The sequence below is a fragment of the Pacificoceanicola niger genome (assembly GCF_048553275.1).
Classification (GTDB): domain Bacteria; phylum Pseudomonadota; class Alphaproteobacteria; order Rhodobacterales; family Rhodobacteraceae; genus Pacificoceanicola.
On sequence record NZ_JBLZMW010000037.1, the window covers coordinates 1 to 11,176 of the forward strand.

15 protein-coding genes and 1 tRNA gene are annotated in these 11,176 nt (G+C 59.5%); 9 read left to right on the forward strand and 7 right to left on the reverse strand.

What is annotated here, in order from left to right:
• The first annotated feature begins 100 nt into the window (after positions 1-100).
• Positions 101-427, forward strand: a complete 327-nt coding sequence (locus ACN2XU_RS23755) for a hypothetical protein (protein ID WP_419412833.1) — start codon at positions 101-103, stop codon at positions 425-427.
• A 2-nt stretch (positions 428-429) separates the two neighbouring features.
• On the opposite strand, the gene yidD is transcribed toward ACN2XU_RS23755, so the two are convergent.
• Genes yidD through rpmH form a run of 3 tightly spaced genes read right to left on the reverse strand, consistent with a single transcriptional unit; the run spans position 430 to position 1,208 of the window.
• Positions 430-651: a membrane protein insertion efficiency factor YidD gene (gene yidD, locus ACN2XU_RS23760; RefSeq protein ID WP_419412834.1), complete on the reverse strand. Its 222-nt coding sequence runs from the start codon at positions 649-651 to the stop codon at positions 430-432.
• Positions 648-1,055 carry a ribonuclease P protein component gene (gene rnpA, locus ACN2XU_RS23765; RefSeq protein ID WP_419412835.1) on the reverse strand — a complete coding sequence of 136 codons (408 nt, stop codon included), beginning with the start codon at positions 1,053-1,055 and terminating at the stop codon, positions 648-650. Before rnpA ends, yidD begins: the two co-directional genes overlap by 4 nt.
• Before the next feature lie 18 nt (positions 1,056-1,073).
• Positions 1,074-1,208: a 50S ribosomal protein L34 gene (gene rpmH / locus ACN2XU_RS23770; RefSeq protein ID WP_012177012.1), complete on the reverse strand. Its 135-nt coding sequence runs from the start codon at positions 1,206-1,208 to the stop codon at positions 1,074-1,076.
• Positions 1,209-1,507: 299 nt separating this feature from the next.
• On the opposite strand from rpmH, the gene ACN2XU_RS23775 reads away from it, so the two are divergent.
• The 6 genes from ACN2XU_RS23775 (at position 1,508) to ACN2XU_RS23800 (ending at position 6,336) form a co-directional block, all read left to right on the forward strand.
• Positions 1,508-2,242, forward strand: a complete 735-nt coding sequence (locus tag ACN2XU_RS23775) for a TVP38/TMEM64 family protein (RefSeq protein WP_419412836.1) — start codon at positions 1,508-1,510, stop codon at positions 2,240-2,242.
• Positions 2,243-2,251: 9 nt separating this feature from the next.
• Positions 2,252-3,667 (forward strand): dihydrolipoyl dehydrogenase family protein, encoded by a 1,416-nt coding sequence (locus tag ACN2XU_RS23780; protein WP_419412846.1) that lies wholly within the window; start codon positions 2,252-2,254, stop codon positions 3,665-3,667.
• A gap of 14 nt (positions 3,668-3,681) precedes the next feature.
• Positions 3,682-5,064 (forward strand): sensor histidine kinase, encoded by a 1,383-nt coding sequence (locus tag ACN2XU_RS23785; RefSeq protein WP_419412837.1) that lies wholly within the window; start codon positions 3,682-3,684, stop codon positions 5,062-5,064.
• A gap of 54 nt (positions 5,065-5,118) precedes the next feature.
• Positions 5,119-5,658, forward strand: a complete 540-nt coding sequence (locus ACN2XU_RS23790) for a hypothetical protein (protein WP_419412838.1) — start codon at positions 5,119-5,121, stop codon at positions 5,656-5,658.
• A gap of 43 nt (positions 5,659-5,701) precedes the next feature.
• The gene (locus tag ACN2XU_RS23795; RefSeq protein ID WP_419412839.1) at positions 5,702-6,004 is read left to right on the forward strand and encodes a hypothetical protein; all 303 of its coding nucleotides are present in this window, start codon (positions 5,702-5,704) and stop codon (positions 6,002-6,004) included.
• Positions 6,005-6,259: 255 nt separating this feature from the next.
• A tRNA-Arg gene (locus ACN2XU_RS23800) sits at positions 6,260-6,336 on the forward strand.
• Between the two features lie 262 nt (positions 6,337-6,598).
• On the opposite strand, the gene ACN2XU_RS23805 is transcribed toward ACN2XU_RS23800, so the two are convergent.
• Positions 6,599-7,120: a hypothetical protein gene (locus ACN2XU_RS23805; protein WP_419412840.1), complete on the reverse strand. Its 522-nt coding sequence runs from the start codon at positions 7,118-7,120 to the stop codon at positions 6,599-6,601.
• 147 nt (positions 7,121-7,267) lie between these two features.
• Positions 7,268-7,654, reverse strand: a complete 387-nt coding sequence (locus ACN2XU_RS23810) for a hypothetical protein (protein WP_419412841.1) — start codon at positions 7,652-7,654, stop codon at positions 7,268-7,270.
• 149 nt (positions 7,655-7,803) lie between these two features.
• On the opposite strand from ACN2XU_RS23810, the gene ACN2XU_RS23815 reads away from it, so the two are divergent.
• Both ACN2XU_RS23815 and ACN2XU_RS23820 read left to right on the forward strand, forming a co-directional pair.
• A complete protein-coding gene (locus ACN2XU_RS23815) occupies positions 7,804-8,226 on the forward strand; it encodes a hypothetical protein (RefSeq protein ID WP_419412842.1) in 423 nt (140 codons plus the stop codon).
• Positions 8,223-8,705 (forward strand): ImmA/IrrE family metallo-endopeptidase, encoded by a 483-nt coding sequence (locus ACN2XU_RS23820; protein ID WP_419412843.1) that lies wholly within the window; start codon positions 8,223-8,225, stop codon positions 8,703-8,705. The genes ACN2XU_RS23815 and ACN2XU_RS23820 overlap by 4 nt, the downstream gene beginning before the upstream one ends.
• On the opposite strand, the gene rhuM is transcribed toward ACN2XU_RS23820, so the two are convergent.
• Both rhuM and ACN2XU_RS23830 read right to left on the reverse strand, forming a co-directional pair.
• Positions 8,706-9,818: a RhuM family protein gene (gene rhuM, locus ACN2XU_RS23825; RefSeq protein ID WP_419412844.1), complete on the reverse strand. Its 1,113-nt coding sequence runs from the start codon at positions 9,816-9,818 to the stop codon at positions 8,706-8,708.
• Positions 9,811-10,743, reverse strand: coding sequence for an IS1595 family transposase (locus ACN2XU_RS23830; RefSeq protein WP_419412845.1), 933 nt, complete (start codon positions 10,741-10,743; stop codon positions 9,811-9,813). Before ACN2XU_RS23830 ends, rhuM begins: the two co-directional genes overlap by 8 nt.
• Between the last annotated feature and the right edge of the window lie 433 nt (positions 10,744-11,176).

Consider the following 11,176-nt stretch of genomic DNA (forward strand, 5'->3'; position numbering starts at 1 on the left):
ACACCCGCCATGAAACTGAAAATGGCCGCGTAAGTTCTACGGATGCACCCCGTTAAAAAGGGGGAGATTACCCAAGGACAGATCCGAATTTCGTTTTGAATTGGACACGCCGCGCGGGCAGGGGGGGCTGTTCGTCTCCATTCCGTGGTTCGAGGGCGTGCCGGTCTGGAGCGCTGCGCCCAAAGCTTTGTTCGGACGAGAGGTCGGCACGCCCTACTGGCGCGGTCTGAACCTCGGCTTGTTCGGGGATGTCCCGCCGGACGAGGGGGTCGCGCCGCTTGCCACAGTTGAAGCGCCGGAAGACGGGCTTGACGCAGCGCCTCTGAACTCGAAGGGGCGTCTTGTCATGGCGGATGGATCCACCGGAATATGGACGGTGGTGGGCAAGACACGCTTTATCGAGACATATTGGAAGCTGGAGCGATAGGGTCAGTCGGGGACGTTGTCGATGCCCGAGCCGCCCCATGGATGGCAGCGCAGGATGCGGCGCGCGGCGAGGAGGCTCCCCTTGATTCCGCCATGCTTTTCAAGCGCTTCGAGTGCATAGGCCGAACAGGTGGGCTGATAGCGGCAGCCGTGTCCGACCCAGGGTGAGAAGACCAGGCGGTACAGGCGGACCGGAACGGCGGCGATATGAGCCAGCGGACTCATCGCCGGGCCGCGTGCACCTTGGCCAAGGCCCGGCGCAGATCGTCCTGCATGTCGTTGAAATCGCGGGAGGCGGTCAGCTCGGCGCGGCCGATCAACACGTAATCCCAGCCATCCTGGCCCAGACTCGGCAGCACAAGGCGCGCAATCTCGCGGAGCCGCCGCTTCGCCCGGTTGCGGGCGACGGCATTGCCGACTTTCTTGGAACAGGTAAAGCCAACGCGCAGCCCCTCTGCCTCACCGGACCGACGCTTGCGCGCCTGCAGCAAGAAAGCAGGACAGGGCGCGCGACCTGCGCGGGCAGCCAGAAGGAAATCTCTGCGTTTCTGCAGAACCTTCAAAGGCAAAAGGGCCGCCTCGGAGTGCTCCGGGGCGGCCTTTTGCTCTGTCGTCCCACGCTCCGCCATGAGCGAAGCGACCAAGCCTTAAGCGCTCAGCGACTTGCGACCGCGAGCGCGGCGCGCGTTCAGGATCTTGCGGCCTGCTTTGGTGGCCATACGCGCACGGAACCCGTGGCGGCGCTTGCGAACGAGGTTCGACGGCTGAAAAGTGCGTTTCATCGCGGCTACTCCGTATCCGTATCGGTGGCCAAAACGATGGATTCGCAGGCCAATGCATTCGAAGCCCGTGCTATAGGGGCCACTCGCAGGCATGTCAAACGCAGATCGGTCGGGAATTGCAACATTTCTCCCGGGGGCGGCGGTGAAATGTTACAGCCAGCAGACTTTCGTCGGTCTTTGCCCCTGTTTTCCTCACGAGACACTCCGGCCCGGATCAATCGGACGTGAGAGTCGCGACATTCGGGTGCGATGCGCCGCATCTATACGTCATGATCGACACGGAACAAGGCAGAGAGACCATGACAGACATGACCCAGACTGCGCCCGACAAGGGTCTGAAACGCCATTTGCCCCTGCTGACGATCGTTATCGTTGCGGTGATCGGCTTCTTTACATTGCGCGATTTCCTGACCTTCGACACGCTGCGCGACAACCGAGAGGCGCTGCTGGCGTTTCGCGATTCCCATTACCTAATCATGGCGGCCGGGTTTATAGCCGTCTACGTCGCTATCGTGGCGTTTTCCCTGCCCGGTGCGGCGGTGGCCTCTGTAACAGGCGGCTTTCTCTTCGGGCTCTGGGCGGGAACGGCGTTTAACGTGATCGCGGCTACGGCCGGTGCCTCGGCGATCTTCTTTGCGGCTCGCGCCGGTCTGGGACAGACGCTCGCGGCCAAGCTGGAAACCTCCGAGGGTACGCTGAAAAAGCTCAAGGATGGCCTGCGCGAGAACGAGATCAGCGTGCTCTTCGTCCTGCGTCTTGTCCCGGCGGTGCCGTTCTTTGTGGCTAATCTGCTGCCTGCTCTGGTGGGGGTGAAGTTTCGCAATTTCCTGCTGACCACCGCGCTTGGCATTATTCCCGGCGCCTTTGTTTTTACCTCGATCGGTGTCGGCCTTGGCGAGGTTTTTGACCGGGGCGAAAGCCCGGACTTGTCGCTGCTATGGGCGCCACACATCATCGGACCGATTCTCGGGCTGGCAGCCTTGGCGGCTCTGCCCATCGTGATCAAGGCGCTGCGCGGCAGGAAGGACATCTGAGCCATGGCCATGACAACACTAAAGACCGATATCCTTGTGATCGGCGCGGGTTCTGGCGGGCTGTCGGTGGCAGCTGGCGCAGCCCAGATGGGCGCCGACGTGACCCTGCTCGAAGGGCACAAAATGGGCGGCGATTGCCTGAACTATGGCTGTGTGCCATCCAAGGCGCTGATCGCCAGCGGCAAGACTGCCTATACCATGGCGCATGCCGCGCCTTACGGCATCGCGACTGTCACGCCGGAGGTCGATTATGCCGCCGCCAAGGATCACGTGGCGGATGTCATCGCGACGATTGAACCGGTCGACAGCCAGGAGCGCTTCGAGGGCCTCGGTGTTCGGGTGATCCGGGAATTCGGCGAATTCGTCTCTGACACGGAGGTTCAGGCGGGCGAGACGCGCATCACAGCGCGGCGCATTGTCATCGCCACCGGCTCCTCCCCCTTGGTGCCGCCAATCCCCGGCCTCGCGGATGTGCCCTACCTAACGAATGAAAGCCTCTGGCAGTTGCGCGATCGCCCGGAGCACCTCCTGATCATCGGCGGCGGCCCCATTGGCATGGAAATGGCGCAGGCCCACCGGCGGTTGGGGTCCGAAGTGACCGTGATCGAAGGCGCAAGGGCGCTGGGCAAGGATGACCCGGAATGCGCCGCCGTGGTTCTGGACGCGCTGCGCGAGGAGGGTGTGGAAATTATCGAGGAGGCGCAGGCGACCGCTGTCTCCGAGGCGGACGATAAAATCACGGTGGAGACTGCAAAGGGCAGTTTCACCGGCTCACACCTGTTGGTGGCGGTGGGCCGACGATCGAACACGGATCGCCTGAACCTTGAGGCGGCCGGGATCGCAACCACGCGGAGCGGGATAAAGGTGGACGACAGCCTGAAAACCACCAACCGCCGCGTTTATGCCATCGGGGACGTTGCGGGCGGCCTGCAATTTACGCATGTGGCAGGCTATCACGCCGGGATCGTCATTCGCTCTGCCGTTCTGGGCCTGCCCGCCAAGGCGAAAATCGCGCATATCCCCTGGGCCACGTACACCCAGCCCGAGCTGGCGCAGGTTGGCCTGACGGAGGCGCAGGCCAGGGAAAAACACGGCGACTCCATCGAGATCGTACGCTTTCATTACAGCCACAATGACCGCGCCATCGCAGAGCGCAAGACGCGCGGGCTTATCAAGCTGATGGTCCGCAAGGGCCGTCCGGTCGGCGTCTCCATCGCCGGGCATCAGGCGGGCGAACTCATCAACCTGTGGTCGCTCGTCATCGCCAACGGTCTCAAGCTCAGCCAGGTGTCGAGCATGGTCTCTCCGTATCCCACCATCGGCGAGGTTAACAAACGGGCCGCGGGTGCCTATTTCTCACCAAGGCTGTTCGAAAACGATACGGTCAAGACAGTGGTGCGGCTGGTGCAGCGTTGGCTGCCCTGATACGTTAGCAGGCGATGTTGAATTCACTCTCCGGACGATTTCTGATCCTGACAACGATCTTCGTCATGCTGGCGGAGGTGTTGATCTTTGTGCCGTCCATCGCGCGCTTCCGGGAGGATTACCTGCTGGCGCGACTTGAACGGGCGCAGATCGCTTCGCTTGCCCTGCTGGCCGACGACATGATCAGCGCGGAGCTGGAAGCGGAACTGCTCGACAATGCCGGGGTGTTCAACGTGGTCCTGCGCCGCGACGACATGCGGCAGCTTGTGCTGTCCTCGCCCATACCATCGGAAATCAGCGAGACCTTCGATCTGCGCGACATCACAGCGTGGCAATTGATCCGCGATGCGATGATGCGCCTGACGGACCCCGGAGACCGGGTGATCCGGGTGATCGGCAACCCCTTCCGCGACGCAGGCCAGCTGATCGAGGTGACGATGGACACCGAAGGGTTGCGCATGGCCATGCTCGATTACGGCGTGCGCATCCTGATCCTCTCGGCGGTGATCTCGATCTTTACCGCCGTGTTGCTGTTCCTTGCCGTGCGTGTATTTCTCGTCAAGCCGATCAAGGGCGTCGTGAGCCATATGCAGGCCTATGCCGCCGCGCCGGAAGACGCGCGCCGGATCATCAAGCCCTCTGCCGGCGTGCGCGAGTTGCGCGAGGCGGAAACCGCGCTGCAATCCATGCAGACGCAGCTGACCCAGGCGCTCAAGCAGAAGGAACGGCTCGCGCAGCTGGGCGGAGCGGTGGCCCGCGTCAGCCACGACCTGCGCAATATCCTGACCTCGGCACAGCTGTTTACAGACCGGATCGAAATGTCCGAGGATCCGGCGGTCAAACGTATGGCGCCGAAGCTGGTCAATTCGATCGCCCGCGCGGTCAGCCTGTGTGAAGGCACGCTGGCCTTTGGCCGCGCCGAAGAACCCGCGCCGCGCCTCACCTTGTTTAATCTCGCCGAATTGACCGGCGAGGTGCTGGAGGCCGAACGGCTCGCCATCGGTGAAGAGGACATCAGCCTGTCCGAGGATGTGCCTGCGGGCTTGATGGTGCGCGGCGACCCGGAGCAGATCTACCGCGTGCTGTCCAATCTCGTGCGCAACGCCCGGCAGGCTCTGGCCGCCACCGGCCAGCCCGGAGAGATCAGCATTGCGGCGCAATCCGGGGACAGCGACTGGCTGATTACGGTCTCCGATACCGGTCCGGGCCTGCCGCCCAAGGCCCGGGAACATCTGTTTCAGCCGTTCCAGGGCGGTGCCCGCAAGGGCGGTTCCGGCCTTGGCCTTGCCATCGCGGTGGAACTGATCCGTGGCCACGGCGGCGATCTGGTGCTCAAGCGCACCGACGAGACGGGCACCTGTTTCGAGATATGCCTCCCGATGGGCGACATGGGCTGAGCGCTGCGACGGTCTGTCACCGGTGACGCGTTTCTGAAACCCAAGCCCCGGGCATTGTATCCCCGCGCTGGGCTTGCCGTATTGGCGCTCGGCGCTGTCGGCGACAACAGCATTTACGTGGTCGGTGACGGCGATGTGGGCCTTGGCACCGCGGTCCCGCAGGTGCCGCTGCACGCCACCTTCCAGCCGAGCGCCGGCATCGGCATAGAGCGGACAATCGCCAGTGGCGGGCCGCAGATGTGGGAAATCGCGGCCTTTGGTAACGGCGATCTTGTCCTCTTCGACCGCACCAACGGCACCGGCCCCTTCGCGGCACGTCCGGGCACTCCCAACAATGCCATTTTCCTCGAAGAAGACACCGCGACAATCAATGCCGGAAGTTGGGATTACAATTTCAACGTGCGGCTGGATAATGGTTCGACGCTCTGGGCAGATGGTGGGACCGGGGATATCGGCCTCGGCACCGAAACGCCCACGGCCCCTCTGCACGTCAGACGCAGTGACGGCAACGCGCGCGTGCTTGTAGAGAACGCCAGCGGCAGCCCATCAGGGGGGCGCGAGATGTTCAAGAGGGCCAACAACGGCGGCAGCTAACTTCACGCTGGATAATACCGACGCTGGCACGACCTGGTTCTTCGTGCATGAAAACAGCGGCCGCAACCGCTTCATCATCACCGACGGAGTGGACCACGAGGCAGAAATGACGCTGACCGCGGATGGCGACCGTACCATCCCGGGCCAGATCTTCACTGCAGGCTCCTGTGCGGCCGGCTGTGACCGGGTCTTTGACGCAACCTACCCGCTCCCCAGCCTTGAGCAGCAGATGACTGCGATCTGCGCGACCGGGCATCTCCACAACGTTGGCCCGACGGATGAGGACCGTCCGTTCAACCTGTCGTCCATGTCCACGGGTATGCTCAATGAGCTTGAGAAGGCCTAACTCTACATCGAAGATCTGAACGCCACACAGGCGGCGCAGGCTGCTGAGGTTCCGGCATTGCGGGAGCGGGTGGCCGCTCTGGCCGAGCAGGTGCAAGGCATGACCAACACGGGGCCGAGCCGGGACTGAGGGTGAAAAAATTTTTGCGTTTCAGATGTATGTGCCGGAAATTTCCGGTTCGAAAGCGAAGTTCTCCAAGAAATCCGAAAAACCCCCTTGCGCTCCCCCGGCAGCACCGCTAAATCCCGCCTCAACGGACCGATAGCTCAGCTGGATAGAGTACCTGACTACGAATCAGGGGGTCGGGGGTTCGAATCCTCCTCGGTCCGCCACTCGCCTTTGTTTTCATTGGCGAAAAGTGGAAAATGTCCAGCTACCCCACATAGTACCCTTCAAAGAAAAAACGCTTGGAAGCCGTTCAGATTCGCGATTGCCAACGGAGTTGCATCAAGAGCTCCGAATTGTGGATGTGCGAAACATGCAGCCCACACCGGTCCCTGTCGTGTTCGGGGCGAAGTTTTATAGTCCCCCCCACCTGATTGACTGTAAACGGTCGGACTAGTTGCCAACTTTCCACCGCATTGCGCCACCTCGCTATTCCTCAAGGTACGTCCTCAAGTCATCAGCGCCGAGTAGGTGGCGATACTTCCAGATGAATTCGCGGTCGGCTTCGCACTCGCACCACTCGATTTCAAAGCAGCGCTGGGCATAAGTTTGGGTCCATATACCTTTGGGCTTGGGGGCTATGAAATTGGCCGTGCCAGGATTTCCGCCCAGCGCAGTGCGGAGTTTATTGGCGCGCCTCAACATGCGGTCGAAACGGGCCTCTGACTGGCTGCCATAGGCAACGTCGTAGCAGTGGCGGCAAAGAAAGTAACGCCCACCCGCAAAGAGTTTGCCAACGCGACGATTGCAGGCGTGACCAGCGATAACACCAGGGCAGATGAAGTAGGGGCGTGCCCCACCAAGATGGCAATCTGCGCGGGTGATGCAGATGGTTTCGCTGATGGGCTCACATTCGCTGCCGTGCAGGCTGACCCTGTAATTTAGGACAAGCTGGCCTTGCTCTGCGCGATAGGCAATGCGGGCGACTTCTTCGTCATCACGTCGCCACACCCAATTGCCACTACTTCCGGGTTGCAAGCAGCCTTCGCGGTGCAGCCTGTTCACATCTAGTGACCGGCAAGCTTCTGCCTTTTGTCGTCTGGCGGGGCGGCCTGATCCATATCCGCCCATCAGACGACCACCGGATATTTTCCGAAGTCATTTGGAAACTTCGACATTTTCAGCCCTTTCTCTGTTTGCGCCTTCGGTTCTTTGGCACCGGTCTTGTCGAGCCTTCTCCATCTGGGATTTTGCTACGATGTAGCCCAGCGCCCCGAAGAACAGGTCGGCCACGCTATCGGCCATCACGAGCCATACGCCGCCGCTATTGGGAATGTCGCCCAGCAGTTCCTTGGCAACCCAACCGCAGAAAACCACCAAGACCAGCAACAGCGGAGCGCGATACAGCGCCAGAACGGCGCCGATAAGGATATGCGCAATCTGTCCCGTCAGGATGATGTGCCAGCGCGGCGAAGGCACTGGCCCAAGGTCCGATTGAGCGAAGCTGACCATAGCTCGCCAAATTGCCTGCACCGCATCAGCCATCGTTTTCCCCACTGTATTTGTAGGTCTGGAATCGCGCGTCATAAGTAATATTAGGGGCCTATATACTTAACTAGCCGTGCTGACTTTAGCGTGGTTGACGCCGCTAGCCCATGCTGCTCTTGTCTGGCTTGAACAGGGTGGTGACTACAATGGCTATGAGCGAGAACGAGCGGGATGCGCACATTAGGGCGATCTACTTCATACTCCTGCCCTTCGTCGCGCTGTCGATTATTGGTCTCTTTGTTGGCTTGCTCGCTTGGAACGTGGCGTCAGAACCAGATACTGAGATTAACGCAATCACCATTTCTCTATCTGTGATACAAGTAGTTCTTGCTCTTTTTGCGTTTATGCTAGGGGTGGCCGCGATTTTTGGCTTTTGGGCGATCAGGGGAGCCGCCGTTGCCTCGGCGAAGAGAGAGGCGCGAGCGTACTTGGATGAGAAGGCGGCTAGCATGTTTGAGGCGGTCGCCAGAACCAAGCAGACGAACGGTCGCATTGAAAAACCATACTTACCTGACAATATGAATCAGGAAGAGGTGCTGTCTCAGGCAGAAGAGGAGGTCGAACAGTGAGAAGCGTGACCGATAAACTCAATATTCTGAATGACTATATCTCAGGTCAAGACCTACCGATCAAGGTTTTGCCTCTCGCAAGGCACCTTGGCATCAAGGTTTACAGCGCCCCTTGGCCGGGTGATATATCTGGTAGGATACAGCGGGACCAAGAGCGCGGAGGCGAGAGCGGCTTTGCGATTTTCGTGAACAAGCATCATCCCGAAGTTCGGAGGCGCTTCACGGTTGCGCACGAGATCGCACACTATGTGCTTCACGAGCGCATGATCGGTGATGGCGTGTTTGATGATGCCATGTATCGAAGCGGCCTGCCGCATCAGGAAGAAGTGCAAGCCAACGCGCTTGCAGCAGACATCCTCATGCCTCGGTCAATGGTGCGAAAAATGCAGCGCATTCATGGCGATGATGTTGGTAAACTGGCTGAGATTTTCAATGTGTCTCAGCAAGCGATGTCCATACGGCTCGGCATTCCAACCTAACTAGGGCGCTTGCACCCACTCCAAGAGCATATCGTCATACTCGCCATCAGCTAGAGCTTCCTCGTCGTACTTGACGCCTTTTGACTCTAGCGCCATGCGCTTCTTGAAAAGCGTCAGTTCCTGTCTTGCGTGCCGTTCAGCGTCATCTTTCAGGAAATCTCTGTATCCATCGAACACCGGGTAGTCGTTCAGCGTGAGTAGCCTGTCCAGTTGCTGGTGAAGCGATTTCATCGTCATTTTCTGCCCCGCCAAGGCGCGGGCTTCCGCGTAAAGCAGGAACTGTTCAGACAGCAGATGCAGGCGGTACAACTCTTCGCTTTGCAGGTAGTTCTTTCCGGTTTTGGCCTCCGCAACATTTGGCAGCTTTCCTGAAAAGGTCTGTACGCCCATGTTGTCTTCTCGGTGATCGGCCCTGTCGAGAACAAGTTTGGATGCAGTTTGCCCTGTCACTGCATGTAGGAACTTGTCTTGAAGCAGAGCATAGAAAGTTCTGACCTGCTGGGATGATGGTTCATAGTCAGATGCGCTGATTTTGAAGCACTCGCGGACCTTGGCATAGACCTGCTTCTCTTCTGAGCGAAGGGCGCGCAGTTCAGCGGCAAGGCGGTTCAGCTTTTCTGGTGACTTCCGCAGGGCGGCATCGTTGATGACGTAGCCATCTTCAATGAATGCTTTGATGATGCCAGTAGCCCACTGTCGGAAGCGAGTGGCAGCTTTGGAGTTCACCCGGTAGCCGACTGATATCACGGTATCAAGGCTGTAAACCTGAACAGGTTTTGCCGATCCAGCACTATGCATTTTTTGCATATTGCTTCCTGCATCCAGTTCGCCATCATCGAAGATGTTCTTCAGGTGACGTGATACACCCGATTGATCTGTCTGAAAAAGTTCCGCAATCTGCGCCTGCGTTGCCCAGATAGTTTCAGTTCCAGGATCGAGCCGGAAGGTGATCGTGTCGTGAGCGCCAGGGTCGGAGTATTCGACCATTTCTGTAAGTGCGACCACGTGTTCGTCTTCCCGCTTATGCAGCGGTGTAGCTCTCGGGGCTACCGCGCTTACCAAGTCGTCAAAGCTTGCGTCGATAGGTTCAATCAGGTCTTTCTTGTCAGCCATTGATCAGCCCTTTGTATGTCAGCCGCTTGTCTGCCATGCGGTCGATAGTCATTCCGATGAAGTCCATGGTACCGATCTGCGCCGTGTTGTGGCGGAAGGAGAACTCCTTCACGTAGCGGTGCAGGTGCTTGGCGCTCATGTAGTGATAAATGCCGATGTAGCCGCGCTTGAGCAGGGACCAGAAGCTTTCGATGCCATTGGTGTGCGCCATGTCGCGGACGTATTCGCCAGCAGAGTGATTGATGGTGATGTGGTTGTAGCCACGGGCCTTGAGGTTGATGTAGCCGCCGTGCGTATCGGTCACGATTGTTGCGCCCGCCTTGCAATGCTCGCGAACGAAGCGCTCAAGTGTCGCGGCTTTGGTGTTCTCCACCACAACGGCGCGGACTTGCCCCGCTTCGTCACGGACGCCAACGACGGCGGTCTTGCCAACCGTGCCGCGACCGGCATGGAGTTTCTTGTTGGCGTGCTTGTTCTTCTCGCGACCAGCAACATAGGTTTCATCAACCTGCATCTGACCGTCCATGTGGTCGTCGCGGTCTTTCAGCCACGTCTCGCGGATACGCTGGGCAAGGAACCATGCGGTTTTCTGGGTGACGCCAAGTTCGCGCGCCATCTGGGTGCTGGGGATGCCCTTGCGCGCGCTGGTGAGCATGTAGATCGCCAGCAGCCACTTGATCAGGGGAAGGCGGCTTTCCGCAAGCACGGTGCCAGTGCGGACGCTGAAATGCTTGCGGCAGTCCTTGCAGCGGTAGGGCATGGGCTTGTGGTCTTTGCATTCGGCAACGCTGACCGAACCGCAGTGACCACAAACCGGCTCATCACTCCAACGCTTCGCCTCAAAGAACTTGCGCGCGGCTTCTTCATCCGGGAACTTGCGGAAGAACTCAAAGGTGGAGAGGGTTTCAGGCTTCGGGTTCGACATGACGCAGGCTCCTTCTGCATCATTTGTAACCTAACTAGCCAAGCGTCGCAAGTGATATTTGGCTAGTTAAATATATAGGCCCCTAATATTAGCCCCTCCCCCCGCCCTATCACCCGCCTTGGCGCACTGTGTCGGCAGGCTTTGGGCGTCGGCCAGGTTCGGGCGCATCCGGGTCAGGACAAAGGTCTGTGGCCTCGATCCTGCCCGGTGCTTGCCCGCCAGCCGCAATAGCCCGGCATCCTCCAAGGTGCGACGTGCCGCGCGAAGGCGCGGTTTGGACAGGTTCAACAGGCCAGCCGACCGCATGGCGTCAAAGTCCAGGGGAAAGCGTTTGCCGGGGCTGTGACCATGCTGATCTAGGGTCAGGATGCATTGATTTTCGAAGCGCTGCGTGATTCACGGCTCTAAAAACGGAGCGGTGACATGAGCGACC

Coding starts and splice junctions, on each gene's coding strand:
- yidD (WP_419412834.1), bottom strand. CDS start 651: ATGAGTCCGCTGGCTCATATCGCCGCCGTTCCGGTCCGCCTGTACCGC.
- rnpA (WP_419412835.1), bottom strand. CDS start 1,055: ATGGCGGAGCGTGGGACGACAGAGCAAAAGGCCGCCCCGGAGCACTCC.
- rpmH (WP_012177012.1), bottom strand. CDS start 1,208: ATGAAACGCACTTTTCAGCCGTCGAACCTCGTTCGCAAGCGCCGCCAC.
- ACN2XU_RS23775 (WP_419412836.1), top strand. CDS start 1,508: ATGACAGACATGACCCAGACTGCGCCCGACAAGGGTCTGAAACGCCAT.
- ACN2XU_RS23780 (WP_419412846.1), top strand. CDS start 2,252: ATGACAACACTAAAGACCGATATCCTTGTGATCGGCGCGGGTTCTGGC.
- ACN2XU_RS23785 (WP_419412837.1), top strand. CDS start 3,682: ATGTTGAATTCACTCTCCGGACGATTTCTGATCCTGACAACGATCTTC.
- ACN2XU_RS23810 (WP_419412841.1), bottom strand. CDS start 7,654: ATGGCTGATGCGGTGCAGGCAATTTGGCGAGCTATGGTCAGCTTCGCT.
- ACN2XU_RS23815 (WP_419412842.1), top strand. CDS start 7,804: ATGGCTATGAGCGAGAACGAGCGGGATGCGCACATTAGGGCGATCTAC.
- rhuM (WP_419412844.1), bottom strand. CDS start 9,818: ATGGCTGACAAGAAAGACCTGATTGAACCTATCGACGCAAGCTTTGAC.
- ACN2XU_RS23830 (WP_419412845.1), bottom strand. CDS start 10,743: ATGTCGAACCCGAAGCCTGAAACCCTCTCCACCTTTGAGTTCTTCCGC.